The 20,041-nt window shown below is 31.1% G+C and carries 10 protein-coding genes; 3 read left to right on the top strand and 7 right to left on the bottom strand.

Going from position 1 to position 20,041, the window contains the following annotated elements:
* The first annotated feature begins 290 nt into the window (after positions 1 to 290).
* Genes rpmH through yidC form a run of 3 tightly spaced genes read left to right on the top strand, consistent with a single transcriptional unit; the run spans position 291 to position 2,784 of the window.
* Entirely contained in the window at positions 291 to 440 is a 150-nt protein-coding gene (rpmH, locus tag ACSH40_RS03015; protein ID WP_438341802.1) for a 50S ribosomal protein L34, read from the top strand.
* A 6-nt stretch (positions 441 to 446) separates the two neighbouring features.
* On the top strand, positions 447 to 779 hold the full coding sequence (rnpA, locus tag ACSH40_RS03010) for a ribonuclease P protein component (protein ID WP_438341521.1): 333 nt from the start codon (positions 447 to 449) through the stop codon (positions 777 to 779).
* Positions 748 to 2,784 (top strand): membrane protein insertase YidC, encoded by a 2,037-nt coding sequence (gene yidC / locus ACSH40_RS03005; RefSeq protein WP_438341520.1) that lies wholly within the window; start codon positions 748 to 750, stop codon positions 2,782 to 2,784. Before rnpA ends, yidC begins: the two co-directional genes overlap by 32 nt.
* Positions 2,785 to 2,936: 152 nt before the next feature.
* On the opposite strand, the gene ACSH40_RS03000 is transcribed toward yidC, so the two are convergent.
* From ACSH40_RS03000 to ACSH40_RS02970, 7 genes are all read right to left on the bottom strand, one after another.
* On the bottom strand, positions 2,937 to 4,160 hold the full coding sequence (locus tag ACSH40_RS03000) for an MIP family Ig-specific serine endopeptidase (RefSeq protein ID WP_438341519.1): 1,224 nt from the start codon (positions 4,158 to 4,160) through the stop codon (positions 2,937 to 2,939).
* Positions 4,112 to 5,491 carry a hypothetical protein gene (locus ACSH40_RS02995; RefSeq protein WP_438341518.1) on the bottom strand — a complete coding sequence of 460 codons (1,380 nt, stop codon included), beginning with the start codon at positions 5,489 to 5,491 and terminating at the stop codon, positions 4,112 to 4,114. Before ACSH40_RS02995 ends, ACSH40_RS03000 begins: the two co-directional genes overlap by 49 nt.
* Positions 5,492 to 5,538: 47 nt before the next feature.
* Positions 5,539 to 7,821, bottom strand: a complete 2,283-nt coding sequence (ftsH, locus tag ACSH40_RS02990; protein WP_438341517.1) for an ATP-dependent zinc metalloprotease FtsH — start codon at positions 7,819 to 7,821, stop codon at positions 5,539 to 5,541.
* 57 nt (positions 7,822 to 7,878) lie between these two features.
* On the bottom strand, positions 7,879 to 8,754 hold the full coding sequence (gene tilS / locus ACSH40_RS02985; protein WP_438341516.1) for a tRNA lysidine(34) synthetase TilS: 876 nt from the start codon (positions 8,752 to 8,754) through the stop codon (positions 7,879 to 7,881).
* Positions 8,747 to 9,301, bottom strand: coding sequence for an aminoacyl-tRNA hydrolase (pth, locus tag ACSH40_RS02980; RefSeq protein ID WP_438341515.1), 555 nt, complete (start codon positions 9,299 to 9,301; stop codon positions 8,747 to 8,749). Before pth ends, tilS begins: the two co-directional genes overlap by 8 nt.
* 9 nt (positions 9,302 to 9,310) lie before the next feature.
* Positions 9,311 to 11,488: an ATP-dependent DNA helicase gene (locus ACSH40_RS02975; protein ID WP_438341514.1), complete on the bottom strand. Its 2,178-nt coding sequence runs from the start codon at positions 11,486 to 11,488 to the stop codon at positions 9,311 to 9,313.
* 85 nt (positions 11,489 to 11,573) lie between these two features.
* Positions 11,574 to 20,039 (bottom strand): hypothetical protein, encoded by an 8,466-nt coding sequence (locus ACSH40_RS02970; RefSeq protein ID WP_438341513.1) that lies wholly within the window; start codon positions 20,037 to 20,039, stop codon positions 11,574 to 11,576.
* Between the last annotated feature and the right edge of the window lie 2 nt (positions 20,040 to 20,041).

The raw sequence follows: 20,041 nt of genomic DNA, 5'->3' as shown, positions 1-20,041 counted from the left end.
CATTTACTTTATAAAGTAAATTTGAAATAAAAATTGTCAATTTGTAAAATTATTTACATAGTTATTGACAATTTATTTACACAAAAAGCACACAAAATGAGTGTTTTTTTGTTTTATTGACAAAATTTGCTTGTCGTTTTTAAATTTTTTGTTTAAGGGTTGCAAACAATACTTTGCTCGCTGCCCCTTTATACTTAATGTATAAAAGAATAAGGTTTTTGGTAAAATAATATTACATATTTTCAAATTTATCAGCTTGAAGATAATCAAAATATTAGTTAAAAGGAGTAATTGTGAAAAGAACATATCAACCTAAAAAACGTAAACACATTAAAGTTCACGGTTTCCGTGCTCGTATGCAAACTAAAAATGGTAGAAAAGTTTTAGCTGCAAGAAGAGCTAAAGGAAGAGCTAAATTAACAGTTTCAGATGAAAAATAGTTAACAATGAATAAAAAACACGTTGTTAAGAAAAATTGAGAGTTCCAAAAAATAATTGATGGCAAGAAGCAGTTTGTTTCTCGCTATGTAATCGTTTATTATGAAAAATGACCTACATTTCAAGTTGGAATCTCTATTCCCAAAGCTTTTGCAAATGCTTGCACTCGTAACAAATATAAAAATCAAATACGACAAATTGTTCGTAAAAGCGATTTTTTTAATATCAGTGCTCGCAGTGTCATCATTGTAAGAAAAGATTTTTTTACAATTGATTTCGCTAAAAAAGAATTGGAAATAAAAAAACTATATGAAAGGATTCGTAGTGTCGTACAAAAATAGATCTAAACATTACGACTTCTTTAGCCCTAAATCAAAACAAGGAGCAAATACACCTGAGGGTCGGAAAAATATCCTGAAAAAGATTTGAAAATGAATCAAGATTTTACTAATTATTTTCGTAATCGGAACAGGACTTGCTGGCTGTGTGCAATCGTTTGTTCTTCGTTCACCAGTTAAAATCGGAACAGGTTTTGAAATGTACGGTGCGAAAGAAGAAGTTTCGCCTAACGTAGCACCTCTACGTTACAACGACAATACTGGTACTTTTGAAAACGTCAACACTGGCGGATTCACAAATGGTAACCCTTATGTTTGAAAAGAAGATAAGCAAGAACTAGAAGCTATCAAAAACCAAATCAATAACAACGGTGGAAAATATGGTGAAAAATACACACGTAACCTTGCTTTCCAATTGCGTGATAGTAGTAATGCTTTAATTAACAACTCAGATGCTAATAAGGGTGTAGTTTATAACAATGGCACAAACTACATGGTTCTGTCTTATGGACAAACCAATAAAGATGGAAGTGTGTCAAACGCCATTACAAGCTACGACTATGTAACAAAACTAGAAGACATTTATTTCTTTGACTTTGCTATTACAAGTCTTCCAAAAACAAATAACTCAACTGATGCTACAACTAACAATAATTCAGAAGCAACAACAAATGATCAAGTTAGTGATAAATACAAACTGGCAATCAGTAGTTTCTCAGTGCTACCGGCGTACAGTAACGCCAACGGTAATGCACTAATTAAGTTCTACCGTGACATGTACCAAGCATTTATTAACGAAGGTAGTGAACAATTCAAAAAACACTATGACAAACAAGATCTTAATGATGCAAGCTTGTATGTTGATAAAGAAAAAACAACAACATACTGACAAAAAATAGCTTCAGAATCAGGATTGACTGAAGAACAATTGCAAAATGCTTCAGCGCTTGATGTTATCAATGCATTTATCTTGAATTTCAAAAATAACAAACAAAATGTTGAAGTAGATGAAGCATATTACAAAACCATTAGTAAACTTAGAGAAATTTCAATTAACAATTTCAGAACTTATGGGTCATACACAGGATACAGATTATTAACAAACAAAACTGATAAAAATGGTGCTAATTTAGTTGGTTACACATTGCTAGATAATTACAATAACTATGTAAATCCTAGCCAATTGCTAAGTGGACTAGTTGGAGAAGCACAACGCCCTATTGCTACATATGGAGATTATTGATCATACGGACCATTCTATGGAATCTTCGTTTGACCTATCTTCAAAATGTTAGTGGGTATGATGCGGGCAATGGATAGTATTGGTGGTTGATCATTCATTATTGCAATTATTATTACTATTATTGTTACTCGTCTAATCACAATTCTATTGTCATACAAGAGTATTCTTGCTTCAACAAAACAAACAGAATTAAATGCTAAAAAAGCAAAAATCGAAGCAAAATATGCACCTTACAAAGGTGACAAACAAATGGAACAAAAAAAACGGATGGAAATTAACGAAATGTATAAAAAGAACAAAGCCAATCCGTTTACCGCTTTAATTAGCTCATTTATAACGTTACCTATTCTTTTGGTTATGTTTAGGGTTATTCAAGGGTCTCCTGATATTAAAAGCACAGTGTTCCTTGGTTTAGATCTAACTGCAACTTCTTGAAGAAATTTAGTATACAATCGCGAATTCGGTTACTTACCGGTTATATTGATTTCAGTTGTAATTCAATTATTCGCTCAACTTTTACCAAGAATATTGAATCGAAAAAAAGATAAGTTACGTACTAATGCTGTTGAAAGAGAAGCGTTTAAGAAATCTAACCGTACTCAAACAATTATTACAATAGTATTCGTTGGTTTTGGAGTTATCTTCCAGGCTGGACTTCAAATTTACTGAATCTTTACTGGTATTTGACAAATATGTCAAACATTGGCAGTTTATAAATTAGAAAGAACCTCATTCTATAAAACGAAAATCTTGCCAAGATTATAAAGTATGATAAAAAGCACGCTCTTAACTGACGCGTGCTTTTATTCATATCAAATTAGAGAAATGTTTCAAATATATTTATGTTTAAAAAAGTTATTTTAAACACACTAACATTATATTACTTCACTGATTTAAAGTCAAGTACATAAGTGAATCTATTTAAAAAGTTTCGTCTTGTAATTGCTTCCATATTTAGCAATTAGCTGTTCACGATAAGAATTTGTTTGGTGTGGATATTTTTGTTTGTCTGTGCCATCTATTAAATTAAAAGCATAGGCAATTCCATTTTCAGTATATATGTCTTTTTGTTGTGTAAAAGGTTGCACTATATTAAGTGAATACTTACTCATTGTACCATCATCATTTTGCAAATCATATCAGCCTTGATTACCGTAAATTAAACCAATAGGCATCATTTGTGCATTCAATACCATCCCACCGCTGACTCCACCTACTGGGCCTACTTTTTGATAAATACCATACGAAAGTCCATAGTACAGCGATTTAGCGCTTTCATTAAACTTAGCACCGTGACTTGCAATTGGTTGATTGTGAAACAGGGATTGAACTGTAAAAATGCTCTTAGTAACCCCATCTTCTTTATTGACATTATTTGTTGCTAAATATTGATTAGGTACTGAAGCTAAAAATTTTCATTCAATACCATTCACTAAAGGAAACCCAGCTCAATACACATTATCAGTAGATGAATTATATTGATAACCATGTAAGTATTTTTTCACAAGTGCTGACTGTGATTTTGCTTGTTGTTCGCTTGTAGGTAATGCAGATTCGAAGGTTTTTGTAACATTACCTGATTTTTTTATGTCATTGACAGTGGAATAATCTAAGCTCAATAACTTGTCGGTTTTAGTTGCATTGATCAAAGTATCTACGTCTGGATTTATGTCAAAATTGTTAACAATTCTCAACAATTTTCTCCTGAATTCAAGAGCATCTTGTTTTGTGGTCTTATATTTTATAGCACTCAATTCATTAAGATCAACAGTTCATTCAATAACAGCGAAATCAGCATAATGATAGGGATTTTGATTGTAATCCATAGCAGTTGAATCCATAAAGTTTTGAGCTAAGAAGAAAATTCTTGGTCAATTATCCTTTGGTAAATTTAGTAAATACGATGGTGTGTTAGATGAAGAATTATCTTTTCAATTTTTAGGACTTAGCAATCTAATATTTGTTATTGTATTGGTTCTTTTTAATTGCTGATACTCTTTAAAATCTTTGTCTCCTTGATAAAGTTCCAAGGCAACATGATAATTGGTGGCAAAGTAAAATGTGTATTTAGAATCAGTTAATTTTTTATAGTCTAAAACTCATACTGTTCCGGCGTGTTTGTTCCGTCTTGAAAATCTCACATTAATGAAAAACTTTGATCAACAATCTTTCGCACGTATTGTTCATTAGTTCAATTTACAGGCCTATTTTCGCTTGTTTCTTGATACTGTTTTTCTTCTGGATGTTGTTTAAAAAATTCAACTGCATCAAAAGTTTGTTCTTCAGAATTTGCTTCCGAATCAGTGTTATTTTGTTTTTTGAAATTTTCTATTTGCTTGTTTAGTTCTAATATTTTTGCTTCCAGATCCAAATTCTTTTGTTGAATTTGATTGTAGTCTTTAAGTTTTTCTTCTAGAGAAGATATAGCATACTGATTTTGAGTAATAGTTTGTTGTAAAGACTTAATATTTTCACCTTGTTGCTTGTTAGTTTGTTGTAACAAGTTTAACTGATTTTGCAAGTTTTTATTTTGTTCTTGAATAGTGTTTATTTGATTTTGATACTGAGTGATTTGAGTATTCAATTGAGTGGATAATGAGTCTTTTTCAGTCTTTAGCTGTGTGAGTTTCTGCTGCAGATCACTAATCTGTTTTAAATAGTTAGAATCTTTTGTCTTTAATGCTTCTAACTCTTGCTTTGCTTTTAATATCTCTTTATCCTTCGTGTTAACTTGTTCTATAAGTGTTTGAATGGTAAATTTCAATTGTGCAATCTGTGCATTTTCATCGTTTTCGTTTGAATGTTTTGTTTCTTCTAATTGTTTTTTAAGAATTTCAATTAATTGGTCTTTATTTTTAATTTCAGTATTCAAATCAATAATTTGTGTATTTAAACGTAAAGAAAGAGCGTTATTTTCAATGTTTTTGGCGCTAATTTGTTTTTTTAATTCTGAAATTAGTTCATCTTTGTGTTTTAGGATCTTATTAAGATTGTCTACCTGGGCCTTTAACAATTGAATGTCTTTGTTATCAGTGTGAGACTCACTCGTTGAAGAAGTTTTTTTAACATCATCCAAGTCATCTTTAAGCTGTTCAATTTCTTTATCTTTTAACAAAATTTTGGCTTTTAAATCATCAATTGTACTTTGATAACTTTGAATTTTTAGGCCGCTTTTATCCTCGTTATCTTTAAGTTTTTCTTGAGCTGTTATGAGATTATTTTTATATTCATTCACTAACTTGTTTAAATCGCTAATTTTGATCAAAAGATTACTTTTTTCAGTTTCGTTAGTTGCAAGTTTTTTGCTAAGTGAAATGGTTTGATTTTTTAAGTCTTGAATTTGTTTTTCAAGTATATTTATATTGTTTTGTTTTTTATTATTTTGATTTATTAAAACACCACAGGCAATAGATGTGGGAATAATTGCGGATGCTAATAATGCTAAAACTGACAAAAAGATTTTTTTCTTCATTAGTATATTAATTGTATTAAAAAAGCCAGCTTAAAGCTGACTTTGGACTAATTATTAGAGTCTTTTTTATTTTCTTTGTCTTGTTGAGCTTTTTTTCTTCTTTCAAGAATTGCTTTTTCACGAGGTGTCAAATTGTTTTCATCCAAGACTTTTTCTTCTTTTTTAGATTCAGATGATTTCTTTGAAAACATTGAAAAATCTAAAACGTCATTTGAAACTTTTAGTTGTCCTACTACTGCAGGAGCTGAGTCTTCAGCTTTTTCTTCAACCTTAGTTTCTTGTTGTGGTTTTGCCTCTTCTTTGCTTGGTTGTGTTGCTAATGAAACTAACTCTTCAAATGAAGGCTCATCATCATTTTTAACATCATAATGTTCTTTATCTTTTAGAACTTCCTCAGGCAATGACATATGTTTTTCAATATATTCAATTTCTTCTGCAACAATAGTTTCTTTAATAATTAGAGCTTGTTTAATTAATTCTAATAATTCGCGATTTTGAGAAATGATTTCTTCAGCTTTTCTTTCTGCTTCAGTAATGATGTGTCTAATTGCTAAGTCAATTTCTTGCGCCACTTTAGAACCAAATGAAGCACTTTTAGCATAGTCACGCCCTAAGAATGGGTTAGAACTATCTTCTTCATATTTGATAGGTCCTAATTCACTCATACCTCACTCAGTAACCATACGACGAGCAATTTGAGTTGCACGAGAAATATCATCACTAGCACCTGTTGAAACATTGTCGGCACCGTAAATTATCTTCTCTGCTGCTCTTCCACCCATGTATGAAGTTATCACAGCAATTAAGTCGTGTTTAGACATATTGTATTTTTCTTCTTCAGGCATCATCAAGTTGTAACCACCAGCATTTCCACGAGGAATGATGGTAATTTTTTGAACTTTGTTTCCGCCTTTCATTTTTAGCCCAACAACAGCGTGTCCGGCTTCGTGATAGGCAACTGCAATGTTTTCATCTTTTGAAATTGTTCTTGATTTTTTAGCAGGTCCTGCCATTACTCTATCGATTGCTTCATCAATTTGATCCAGAGTAATAACTGAAGAATTTTCTCTAACACTTAGTAACGAAGCCTCATTAATAACGTTTTCTAATTGTGCTCCACTAAAACCTGGGGTACGTTTTGCAACTTTAGCAAAACTTACGTTTTTATCCACTCTTTTTCCGCGAGCATGTAGTTTTAGAATTGCTTCACGCTCTTTAACGTCTGGTAATCCTACAGTGATGGTTCTGTCGAAACGTCCAGGACGCAATAGTGCAGGATCTAAAACGTCAGTACGGTTTGTTGCTGCCATAATCAGCACACCACTATTTTCTGTAATACCGTCCATTTCAACTAGCAATTGGTTAAGAGTTTGCTCTCTTTCATCATGTCCTCCACCAATACCAGCTCCACGTGTACGACCAACTGCATCTAGCTCATCGATGAAAATGATAGCCGGTGCATATTTTCTTGCTTCACGGAACATTTCTCTAACTCTTCTTGCTCCCATTCCAACAAATAGTTCAACGAAACTTGAAGCAGAGATAAAGAAGAAAGGCACATTAGCTTCTCCAGCAGTTGCTTTTGCAAGTAAAGTTTTTCCTGTTCCTGGAGGACCTCCTAATAAAATACCTTTAGGAATTCTTGCTCCCGCAGCAGTATATTTCTTAGGATTTTTAAGGAAATCGACAAGTTCCATAACTTCTTCTTTTGCTTCTTCATTTCCAGCAATATCACTAAATTTAGTTTTTGAATGAATTCTGATAGCTTGACTTTTTGAAGCATTTGCCCCCAAGCCACCACTTTGTCCTTGTCTCATCATTAAGAACATGATTAGACCAAAGAATAAGACATAAATGATGATTGGTAATAGAAGACGAATTCATGAAACAAATCCGTTTTCTCTTGGTACTTCAACTGATTTAAATGAACCTATAACAGTTTTTCCATCTTTTACATAAGATAAAGCATCAGTTCAGATTGCATTGTTTACTGGGTATAGTTCATATAAACTCTTCATCTGATTTGACGAAGCATAAACATAACCATTCAATGCTGATCCATTGTTTACATATTCAAAAGCTATTTGATTTGTAAATGGATTATCGCTAATCGAAGTAAAGTAGATGTTATCTGATGTACTTGCAGACGCATCTTTTAAGGCTTGTTGGAATGTGTTGAGATCAATTGCAGTAGCATTTGTTCTTCTTAAAACACTAACAACAACGATTCCGATAATAATTGCAACAAGAACTAAAATAACTATTGCTCATTTAGTTGCTTTTGAGCGGAAGAAACCATTTTTTTTCGGTTTGTTGTTTTGGTTATCCATTACTCTCCTTTCAAATTATTAATAAAATTATATGTGTTTTTATTCAAAATAAGTCTTTTACTTGATTACTAAGATGTTGTTTTTCTTCGCTAAAAAGATATCATTTGCCAATTTGTATTGCTTTGCACCATTTTTTGCTTCAATAAATTGTCAAATTGAATTCATTTTTTTGTTGCTGATATTAATTGAACCAAAATGAATAGTTAGAAAAAGATATAGTACTTCATTTTTATTTTTAATAGCTTTTAAAACTTCAGGACGACAAGAGAAAAGATTGCTTTCTCAATATTTGTATTGTCTTTTTACTTTTAAATTACTAATACTTTTTAGTAAATTTATGAATCTAAATTTTCAAAAAATCAATTGCTTATAGAAATAAGATTTTGACTTTAATTGATTGCGAATTTTGTTTCTTTCATAAATATCTAAATCGTTAGTATAGTCTAAAGCATAAGGAATTTTCTTGCTTGCTAATTTCTTTAAAATTTGTTTTTTGCTAAGTTTATAAATAAATGGACGATAAACATTCATCCCATTTATATAAGTATGTTTTTTGATTCCGAAAAAAATTTTTTTTCGTTTTTGTTGTTTTTGCAGCAAACAAGTTTCAATAAAGTCGTCTTTGTGGTGGGCAACTACTAGCTGATAACAATTTTCTCGCTCATAAATTGTTTTAAAGAACTCATAACGAATTTTTCTAGCATGATCTTGGAAGTTGCTAACTTTTTCTTCTTTTTCATTAACATTTAGAACTTCAAGTTTTAAATTGTATTTTTTGCAAAAATCACGCACAACCTGTTCATCAATGTCGCTATCAACACGTTTGTGGTAGTTGACGCAAGCAACAATAACATTTGGTTCTTTGCGATACTTGTAAGCAAGTAACATTGAATCAGGACCACCACTGACTGCAAGCAAAATGTTTTTAGTCATTATTCTCTGTGTTAAATTGCGTTATTGCAAAGCGAATATCATTAAAAATGTATGTTTCTAATACTTGTGCTGATTTTTCCATCACTTGTCTTACTATTTTGTCTTGTTCAGGACTAAAACGATTAAGAACATAATTTTTTAGATTACCAATTGGTCTTCCAATTCCAATCTTTAATCTCTTAATTTCTTTTGTTCCTAACTTTTGAATTATGTCATCTAAACCGTTGTGTCCACCAGCCGAACCTGAAGTTTTAATTACTGCCTTTCCTACTGCGTGATCCATATCATCATAGACAACAATCAAGTCATCTATGTTAATTTTGTAAAATTGCATTAAAGCTTTAACAAAATCCCCACTGCTGTTCATAAAAGTTAGTGGTTTAGCAAGAATGTAATCATCAGTTTTACTATATTCTCCTTTAAATTTTTCACGAAAAGCAGGAGCTTGTAATCTTGAAGCTAGAATATCGATAACATCAAAACCAACATTGTGGCGTGTGTGTTCATATTCTTTGCCAGGGTTGCCTAAACCAACAATAAGTTTCATGTTACCTCCTTATAATTTTTGTCACAACAATTTGATTGATGTGTCTCTTTTTGAGTCGTTGTCATTTTGAATTCCAAATTCTAGTGTACTTTGTTCACCATAAATAATTGAAAGTTCTTTTGCTCGTGTTATCGCAGTATAAATCAGTTTCTTGGATAGCAATCTTTTGGCTTCGCTAAATAAAACTGTCAGTACAACATCACATTCTGAACCTTGATATTTATGCACGCTAGTGCAATAAGCCAGCATAGTTTTGTTTTTAAACTCAGAAGGAGTATAAGCTATTGTTTTTCCATCTTCAAAAACTACGTATACAAATAAAACATTACCTTCTTCGTTAGCTTTGGAATAACTAATTCTATCGACATAGCCAATTTCACCATTGAAAACATTTTTTTGCACATCATTTTCTAAATTAATGACTTTATCATTTAGAAAAACTTTTCTTCCATTTACATTGTGCTCTTTTTTGTTTTCATGCTGCGATCAGAAATTTTGTAATTTTTCATTTAAGTTATCTATTCCGACTGGAAAATCATAAATCGGTGAAAGGATAGCAATTTGTTTCTTGTTAAAACCTTGAGAAATCAATCTTTTTACTTCATCAATAATTTGGTCTGTTAAGTTTAAACGTTGTGTTGGTATAAATTTTGAACGTTGTTGAGAAAACAACGGCAAAAGACCCTGATTTATTTGCTTTGCATCATCAATGATGGCAAAGTTTTCTTTCTGACGATAATTTTTTTCTAGATAGATAGTTTTAAAAATATTGTTCTCAATAAAATCACTAATCAAGTTACCAGGACCTATTGCTGGTAATTGATCGCAATCGCCTACTAGAATAATTTTTTGTAAACTGTTGTTCTTTATTCCTTTTAGTAAGTGATAAAAAATTGTATTTGAAACCATTGAAAACTCATCAATGATTAGAACTTTGATGTCTAAAGCATTATTTTCATTAACATAGAATTTTTGTGCGTCTGTATCTCATTTCAAAAGTGAGTGAATAGTTGAAGCACGTACAGTGTTTTTTTTATTAAGATTAATGGTTGCCCTTCCGGTTGGGGTTACAACAGCTATGTCATCTTCATGGTATAAAGTCATTAACTTGCAAATTATTTCAGTTATTACAACTGTTTTTCCGGTTCCTGGGGCTCCAGTAATTAGTGATAATGGGTTATTAAGTGCTTCTTGAACTGCATTTGTTTGAATGCTATCAAGATATGATGATGAGTAACTCACTTTTTTTACATTAGCATTATTAGCAATGTATTTTAATCTTCTAACAATGTAAGTTTCTTGTTCGAACAATTCCCGCGGTTCTAAGATGTTATAGTTTCCGCGTTTAATTTTTAAAATGTGTTTATTTTGTTCTAGAGTATCAACTACTTTTTTAAAATCTGCAGGGGTTAAAACAATATTCTTTGCTTCTAATTCAGTTCATATTTTTGACTCAAAAACTCTTGTATTTCCTGAACTAAAACAAAAATCAAGAATTAAATCATAGATTAAAGCCATAGTTTTTCAGAAAGCATCATTTTTGTCTAATTTTGATGCTATTTTTTCAACGTCCTTGAACTTCGCTTCTGCCATGTCAAAGTAAAGTTGTCAAGGATTCGAACCATATAAATCAAAAAAGCTGTTGCTTTTGCAATGTTTCACTAAATTTGAGTAAAAGTTGTCGCTAAGCCCACATTCATATAAGAAAAGTTTAAGCTTGATGTTGTCTTGTGAAGAAGTTAAATCTGTTTTTAATAACTCAAAAGTTTCTCTTGAAATATTAAGATCTTTTTCTGAAACCAAGTTTTGCTTAATTTTTTCTAACACGTCTCTACCCAAGCTGTCCACAATTTCCTTGGCCTTTGTTGCTCCTATTGATTTATAAACATTCGAAGATAACAACTTTATCACGTTTTGATAATCGGCATTTGTTAACTTTTCCATTTTCATAACTAGATAAGTGTCTTTGTAACGCGCGTTATTAGCGTTCATCAAGTCTAGTTTATAAATGGAGTTAAACTCAAAATCGACATTCGAAGTATTGATAGAAATGCTACGAAATCTGTTTAAAACAAAGCTGGGGCTTGTTTTAACTTGTTCATCAACTACAAAACTTGAAATTCTAAAGGTATTATCTTTAGAAACGAATATATCTCTGACAAATCTTCCTTTTACTGTTTCACTCATAATATTTATTAATTTTACACATTTATACTGCCTTAAAACTAAAGTTTTAAGAAAAATTACCCAGCACTCAAACTGGGTAATTAGATTATCTAATCTTGAATTTAAAGAATTTTGTTCCTGAGTTAAAGATAAGTGGTTCTTGTGTTAGATCTGATGTTGTGGTTGTTTGAGTTGGGTTATCACTTGATGATCAAATCAATTTTCCTCTTCCACTCGCTTTGTATATTTTAGCAAATGCATCTGATGAGATGAAGTCATCATCTTTTAAATAACCTTTACCATATCCACTTGTTGTAATTGTTGAATTGTTGTTAGGTACAACACTTCCTGTATCTACATTGCTTGCATACTTATTTAAAACATTGGCAGCAATATTGATAATTCATTTTTCTGGTGCAACTTGTCAAATTTGAGTGCCTGGTGTTCCACCAGTATATGAAATAGTGTAAGGGGTATAGTTTGAAGATAAACTTGGATTTACTGAATCATGGAACGATGGATCTTTGTAATAACTTTGTGTTTCCATTCAACTATTGTATAAATACATCTTGTTATCTGATTCATTGTATTCAAACTTGAATTTGTATAAATAAACAGTAGCAGCAGGCATTGTGTATTGATTTTGGTACACAGAAATACCAGCTTTTGTAGGCGCATATGCCTTTCCTTGACCAACTAGATCACCATATTCACTAGAATTGGCAGCAGCTGATGCAGTTGGCCCAGAAACTAATGTACCAGGTACAACTTCCACTAGAACTATTTCCTTATTGGTATCATCGGCATTTATCACAATCATTTGGTTAGCTAAATCTTGATAAATAGCTGAGAAGCCAGCTCTTTCGTAATTTAGAACAGGTGAGTTCAAGAATTCAATTTTCATGTTTTCAATGTCAGTATTGCTTGGTTTAAACATCACTAAAGCATTATTATTTTCTTTTTGAACTACTTGGTTTTTATCTAAATCGGAATTATTTGCTTTCAATGTATTTTTGAAAGCTTCGAACATTTTGTTTTCATATTGTTCTTTGGTTAAACCGGTTGCTCAACCAGCATCATTAACATCTAATAGAGCAACTTTTGATTGATAACCAGTGTTTTCACCTTGGAAAATTAACTCGCTACTTCCATCTGAAACTTGAGCTCAATCTACTGAATTAAATGATACTGTGACATCATCAAAACTCATTTCACCTGTTTTGACACCGTTTGTGTAAACATCGTACGGACCACTTCCTGTGATGATTGAAAGACTTTCAATGTTTTTGAACTCAGTTAAATTGTTTGGAGTGTATTCGAATTTTAATCTTAATGTTGCTTTTTTAATGGCCTCTGTATCTTGAGAAGGATCTACTTTGTACCATGAACCGTCTTCTCATTTTAATATTTTTAATCTAACGTTTGTTGAATCGAAAAACGTTAAACCACCAAGACTACTCAAAGATGAGAATTTTTCAAACAAATCAGTAAATGAAGTTGCATTTGTTACATCTATCTCATTCGAGTTTTCCCTGGCTAAACTAGACAAAATTGCACCGAATTTGGTCCGCGTTGTTGTACTTTCAGGTACAACATGTTTGTAGTCCACATTATTGTAACCATTTTGAGGCGCTTCATAACGACCACCATATAAATATAAACTAGTGAATAAATCAGTTATAAATTTTGAAGGAAGCTTAGTAAAATCATAAACTTTATCAATTAGTTTCTTCAATGCAAAAGTGGGACTAGAATCTTCGGGAACAACATTTAAATTACTTTCAACGTCACTGAAAGTATTTGCGTTTACAGTTTCACTATTGTAATTATTTAATATTTCTTTTCATCCTTGCAGATTTGCATTTAACTTATTTTTTGCTATGTCTTGTCATGTAGGGTCAGAGCCAAGAACCTCTCTAATTAAGTTATCAAAAACATGCTCATTATTATAAATAGTGTTGGCTTTTGACTTAATTGCTGCGACAAATGAATAATATGAATTTAATGTTTCATTCATTGAACTGGCTTCTTGTGCAAAGATGCTGTCATAATCAAATTTCGACAAGTCTTGAGTTGCAGAATAGGTTGAACTTAATCCAGAATATTTTGGTAAGAATTCGCTAACAAAAATATTTTTAGCATCGGTCATTTCTGATTTGGTGAAAATATCGTTTGTTCCTGTTTCTAAAATATATTTCATACCAAATTCACTATCTTTCTCAATAAGAAATGCTTTAAGTTTATCAAATAGTCCAGTTAAATCACTCTTAACAAGTGTGTGCAGTTTTTGATTCACATTGTTTGCTAATTGAGTAGGAAAATCTCCTAACTGTCATCAATAGTCTCTACTTTGTTTGAATCAAGTACTGAAATCCTGATTTTCTGATAAACCTAACGCTAAGTAATTATCAATATTAAATGTTTGGTTTGAATGTTGAGATGCTTGCGAAGCTAATGAATTCATTTGAGTGTAAATATCATTTCCAGCATAACTTCTAATTGTTGTGTCTAGGAAATCATTCTTAGTTTCATCAGCAGTTTTTATTGCATTATCTAAACGACTTTTTATAAAGTCATAAGCTTTAACAATAGCTACTGAATAAGTTTCGAGTGCTGTGTGAATTCTCTTATTAACTTCATCAATAGGGTTTGAGTCAGCTGGTATTTCCTGATTTAACAAATCTAAAGTTTTAGCGTCAAAATCAGAATCTAAAATCTGTGAAAAATCAGCATATTTTGTTTGCTCGCTATTGTCAATTTGTTCTTGAATTTTATTTTTTAATCAAGTGATTTTTTCTTTAACTTTATCAATATCAGATTTTCTTTGTTCAATAAGCTCACTTATTGCTGTATTTAGTGCTTCAACTGATTCCTTTTTATGTTGTGTTGTTCCAGATTGTAAGTTTTGGTTTGCATTTTGAACAACAGTACGCAATGCACTATATTTTGTTTTTGTATCAGAACTATCTTCATATGATTTGATACCAATATTTTCATATGATAGATACTCGTTTGCTTTGTTGATTGCCAGTTTTAAAGCAACTGTGTTTTCAAACACAAAAGGAATCGATTTTTCTGTTTCTGTTGCATTGTTCAAGTATGTATTGTAAAGATCGTCATAATCAGCAGCACTACTATTATTTGTATCTATTGAATCTAATTTGCTTCTAAATTCAGTGAATAGAGACTCTAAATATGCTTTTTCTGATTGACTTAACACTCTATCAGCATCAACTTGCGCCCTAATGATTTGGTATTTATTTAAAAGATTTAATTTAGCACTTTCACTTGCAAGCTCTTTTGTTTTTTGATTGATAGAAGCAACATCTGTTGAAACATATAAATCAATAGCATCTTCTAATAGATTGCTTAGTTTTGTTTTACTACTCATTACCTCTGGATAGTTAGCTTGTACACTATCGTAGATGGTATTTGAGGCCTTAACTTGTTTTGCTAGTTTTAATAAACTTTCGAATGCATCTTCCAATTCTTGTAGTTTTTTATTGACTGCAATGTTACCGCTTTCAGCCTTCAATTGACTTAATTCTGTTGATTCAATATTTTGCTTATTAATTGCACTTAAAGAACGTGAGATGTATTTATAAAGTGTCGCAAAATCAGTCTTGAATGAATCTTGCTCTACTTTAGATGTTTTAAATGACTCAATATTTTCATTATTTGCCATTCTTGCACTGTGTAAGTCTTGAATAGCTTGTAGACTTGTTTTTAAATTATTGATTTGAGTAACAATTTTTTGTGAGTCTTTATCATCTTCGTACCATTCGCTAGCCTTAGGTGAATTTGTTCACAATTTTGAAAGCAATAATTCAATATCAGTTGCATACCCACTGTATGTGTTTTCAGGTGCTTTTCAATCAGTAATTTGGTCTGAAACTACCTTAAGCTGTTGCATTAATTCCAAGGCTTTTTGAGCTCTTGCCTTTATTGCTGGTAAAAGCACCGAATTTTGTGTTCCGTCTGTTGCAAGTGAGTCGTTTTGAATACTATCTAATCATTTGTTAACTTGTGAAAGTTTTGTAGTTCCTGGTGTACCTTCGAATTCATAATATTTGACTCCGTTATCTTCGTTTGGTTGGCCATTAAGAACTAATTTTGCTTGTTTGATTAAATCTTCAATTTCTAAAGCTAATTCTAAATTATTTCTTGTTTCAATAATTTGTTGTTTTAGGGAATTTAACGTGTCAATGTTCATATCTTGTGGCACATAATTATTTTGTGCTTTTTCAACAAGACTTTCCAATTCTCTTTTTAGATTTAGTGCGCTCAATTGTGTTGTATCTTTAGCATTTTCTAGTGTATTTTTAGCTTTTTGTACTTCTTTTGATAAATCAATAACTTTGTCTTGATTGTCTTTTAATTCTTCAATAAAATCTTGTAATTTCTTTAGCTCATCAATAGATTTTGCGTCATTGTTTTTTTGTAACAAATTGTCTAGTTGTTCTTCTAATTTTTGCTTTGTGTCAGGATCTACTTCTGTTGCATTTGAGCTTAAATCATCGTTAAGTTGTTTTTTGATTCCACTAGTTTGATCTTGAATTGCATTGAAGTTATCAGTTTTTCACTTATCGGCTTCTTTCGAAAAATCATATGCTTTTTTCAACTCTTCATATTTTTTTGGACTATCGTTGTAATCTAAGTCTCTGGTTGGATAAGACTTGGTTAAAGCAGTAGCAAGACTTGACAATGATTGTTGTTTGCTTTCTTTTTCACTTGCATCCTGAATAGCATCTCATTCTTTTAATTGTTGAGCAACATTTGATTGCAATGAAGAAAGCTTTTCGCTGTCCGAAATCTGTTGCTTATATTGATTTATTTGTTCTTCAGTCAAGTCAGTGTTTGTTAATTTATTTTTAAGATCTTCTGTAAAGGCAAGAATTTTTGCCTTTGTTGTGTCAATAGCATTTTTGGCTGGATTTTCGACATTATCTGTATTGAAGTTGTCTGAATTCGCTAAAGCTTCTAGTTTTGTTAGGCGGTTGTTTAGCTTATCTCTTTCAAAAGCATTCAACATTTCAGTTTTTAAGTTTGCTAAAGTTTCTAAATCTGTGCTTGGATCTTCTTTAGCAGCTTCATATTTAGCTTTTGCCGCATCATAAAGTGGGAAAGTATCATTTTCATTTCCGCTCACTTGTTTTAAGGCTTCAATTGCAGCATCTGTTTTGTTAACAACATTTGTGTCAATATCATCAACAGCTTGTTGTCAGTTTGTATCTATTTGTTTTTTAGCAGCTAGAATTTCAGCAATTTTGGCATCCAGTTCTTTTTTCTTGTTGTCTAATTCAGTGCTTGACAGGAAGTTAGAATCAACATAACTAGAATATTCAGCTGATAACGATTCAACCTCTGCTACTAAGTCTTCGTAAATTACTTTCTTTTTGTCATCTTGAGTAAAGATGCTATTTAAATTATCAAGTGACTCACTTAGACTTAATTTAGACTTTGCTACCTCGAAAGCAGTTTTAATATTTTTTTCTTTTTCTTGCGAGCTTTCTACTGTGTCATTTGCTAATAGAAGATTATCACTAACCACATCTTCTAACTCACTAAAAATGTTGTCATATTTATTGTTTTTGTTTGAAGCAACTCAGTCTAAAGCATCTGCTGTGGTTTTGTTTAATGAGTCTATTGCTTTTATTTTGTCTAAAGCATCTTCAAGAGAAGTTGTTGAATTTGAGTTAACTAAGCTTCCATATCAAGTATTGGTAATATTATTTTTAGCATTTTCATATTGTTTTGCAACTTCAGAATCGGAGTCAGTAGTTTTATTAGCAATCCCTTGATTATATTTAGTAATTTTATCTTTTAATAAAGCGTTGTTTGTTTCGGTCTCACGATTTTTCAACGCATCGATTTCACTCTGTAAAACACGAAGATCAGGAACTAAATCAGAGTTGATTTTGCTTACCAATGAACGAGCTTCTTCGATTTGTGCGCTATTTAGTTGTTTTGCACCATTAACGAAATCTTTAGCATCGGCATCTGATGTTACTTTTTGTTCTTCAGTCTGCAGCTTCTTAATTTCTTCTTCAATTGAATAAGTTAGAGACACAGCATCTTTTACTTTGTATATTTCTTGTAATAGACTTGCTTTATCTTCATCTGACAATTGCTTTTGTTCACTTAGCTTCTTTAAGTCAGCGGCTTTTTGAACTATTGTTTGGTATCCTGGTTGAGATTTTAATTCATCAGTGTTGTAATATTTGTCCAACTCTTGTTGAATCAAGTCTAGACCGTTTGTCAAGTCAGCACTTTGACCTGAGTCTTTTAGTGAGTTTAAAGCTGATTGTAATTGTTTTTTGAGTGATTCAATATCTTCTTTTTTAGCATTTTCATCAGCAAACAATTGTTCAGATTGTTCTTGTAATTTTTTGATGTTAGCTATTTGGTCTTTTAATTGTTCTTTTTTAAGTGGGTCTTTAGAAATGTTTTCAATTAAATCATTAATTTCTTTATTTGTAGCGTCAATGTCGTTCAAAGAATCAATGTTTTGACGATAGTTTTGAATTGATTTATTTAGCTCATCAAGTTTTTTAGTTAGATCGTCAGAAGGTTCTTGGTATCAAGATTGATAATTTAATTTGTTATATTCGTCAAGATACTTATCCAACATATCTAATTGTTTTTTAACTGCATTAGATGGTTTTCAAATTAAATCATTAGCACGGTTATATGTGATACGAGCATATTTATCCGCATCATCGTAAGCTTCTTTTAGTTCAATAGTTTTGTAGATAACCGAAGCCTGAGCAAGTTCTTTCAATCTTCTTATTAATGCATCTTTATAAATTTGAGCAGTATCAGTTGTGTCGTCTGCAATTGATTTTGTATATTCCTCTTCGATGAAATCTTCGATTTGTTTTGCTAATTCATCAGTATTTGGCTTGTTGTAAATCAATGCTAAGAATTGTGCAATTTTTGCATCAATACCGTTTAGAGATTCAATTAAAGTTTGACGATATTTTTCTTCTAAAGAAGCACTTAATGTCTTAACATCTTCAGAGCTTAAATTTTTGTTATTGAAAACTGAATCAATTTGTAAATAAATTTCTTTTAGTTTAGCTTTCAAAACATCTTTGTCATCATTAAATCAAGAAACGTTCGAATATTGTGAAATTTTGTTGTTTAAGTCTTCAATACTTTCTTTGGTATTTTTAGCAAAAAGCTGTGCTGAAACAACAGCCGCCACATCGCTGGCAACTTTATTTATTTTTTTATCAAGACTTTCAACAGTTAGATTTGCATTAACCGACTGTGTTAATTCTTGTTTTAGTAAGTTGTATTTTGCACTATCAATCAAATCTTCGTTAAAACTATCACTTAGTGATTTGTGAATGTTAGCTATTTTTTGTTCTAATAGTACTAAGTTTGAAAACTGATTTGTGTAATTTGCTTTTGACTCTATAACTTCATTGTAATTGTTGTTTTCAATAAAGTTTTTGTAGCTATCAGAATTTTTGATGTTTTCTGCGTAAGGTTTCAAGACTGAAATTTTGCTTTCTTGCGATGAAAGGTAAGAATTTCAGTTATTTTTAATTTCTTCAATACTTTTTGTTCTATCAATGGCGTGAGTTGCTGCATTTGAAGTTTCAGCAGATAACTTTTCAAAGTCATCCACACTTACACAGTTATTTAATTTATCAAGATAATTATTTGCTAAGTCAATTAATTTTTGACTTACTACAGAATTTTCAGTATTCTGAGTAGCAAAAGTCTTTAAAACATTGATGTTTTCATTGATGTTCTCTACGAAATTATCAATTTTGTCTTTGTTACTTGTGTAAAGATTTAAAACATCTTGTACTTTATTTTTTAAGATTGTTAATTCATTGTAACTATATTTTGATTCTAGCAATTTAGATTCAATTTGATTAATTAAATCATTAGCTTGATTTTTAAGAACTTTGCTTGGTAATGAATCAATTTCTTGTTTGTATTGCACTAGATAATTAGTGTCATTTGCTCCTAAAACATTATCCAAAAGTTGTGACTGACGGCTGTTTGCGTCAGTTAACATTTCACTAAAATTGTCTAGTAATTTTAGCTTATCTTCTTTTGAAATATTGTTATACCCCGAAACAAATGTGTCAATATCAGTACTAAATTGTGGATTGTTAGCATAGTAGTAAGAATAAACGCTTTGTTCTTGGATACGGTTTCTTTGTGAATAAAGAAAACTTTGTAGCTCTATTTGATTGCTTGAACTTAGGCTGTAGTCAATATTGTTTTTTAGTCAATTAATTACATTATTTAAGAAAGTATTTTGGAAATCATTGATTGCTTGAATTTTTTCTTTAAGTGTTTTAGTTTCATCTGCTCAACTACTTTCAGCTGTTGTTAATTTTTGATTTAAATCATTTTGTGATTCCTGACTAAAATTTCAAAAATCTTTGTAAGTTTGGAATTGTTCTTTTGAACGAGTAAAAGTTTTATATAAATCGCTTTGATTTTTATCAAAGTCTTGTTTGGTTAGAGCAAGTCCTACAGTTGATGCAGTTATAACAATACCCAAAACAGAACTTAATGCAAGTAGTACTTTGCTTGATTTAGTCATAA

The organism is Mycoplasma sp. 3341 (assembly GCF_051549855.1).
Classification (GTDB): Bacteria; Bacillota_I; Bacilli_A; order Mycoplasmatales; family Metamycoplasmataceae; genus Metamycoplasma.
This window is presented reverse-complemented; position numbering and strand designations above follow the sequence as displayed.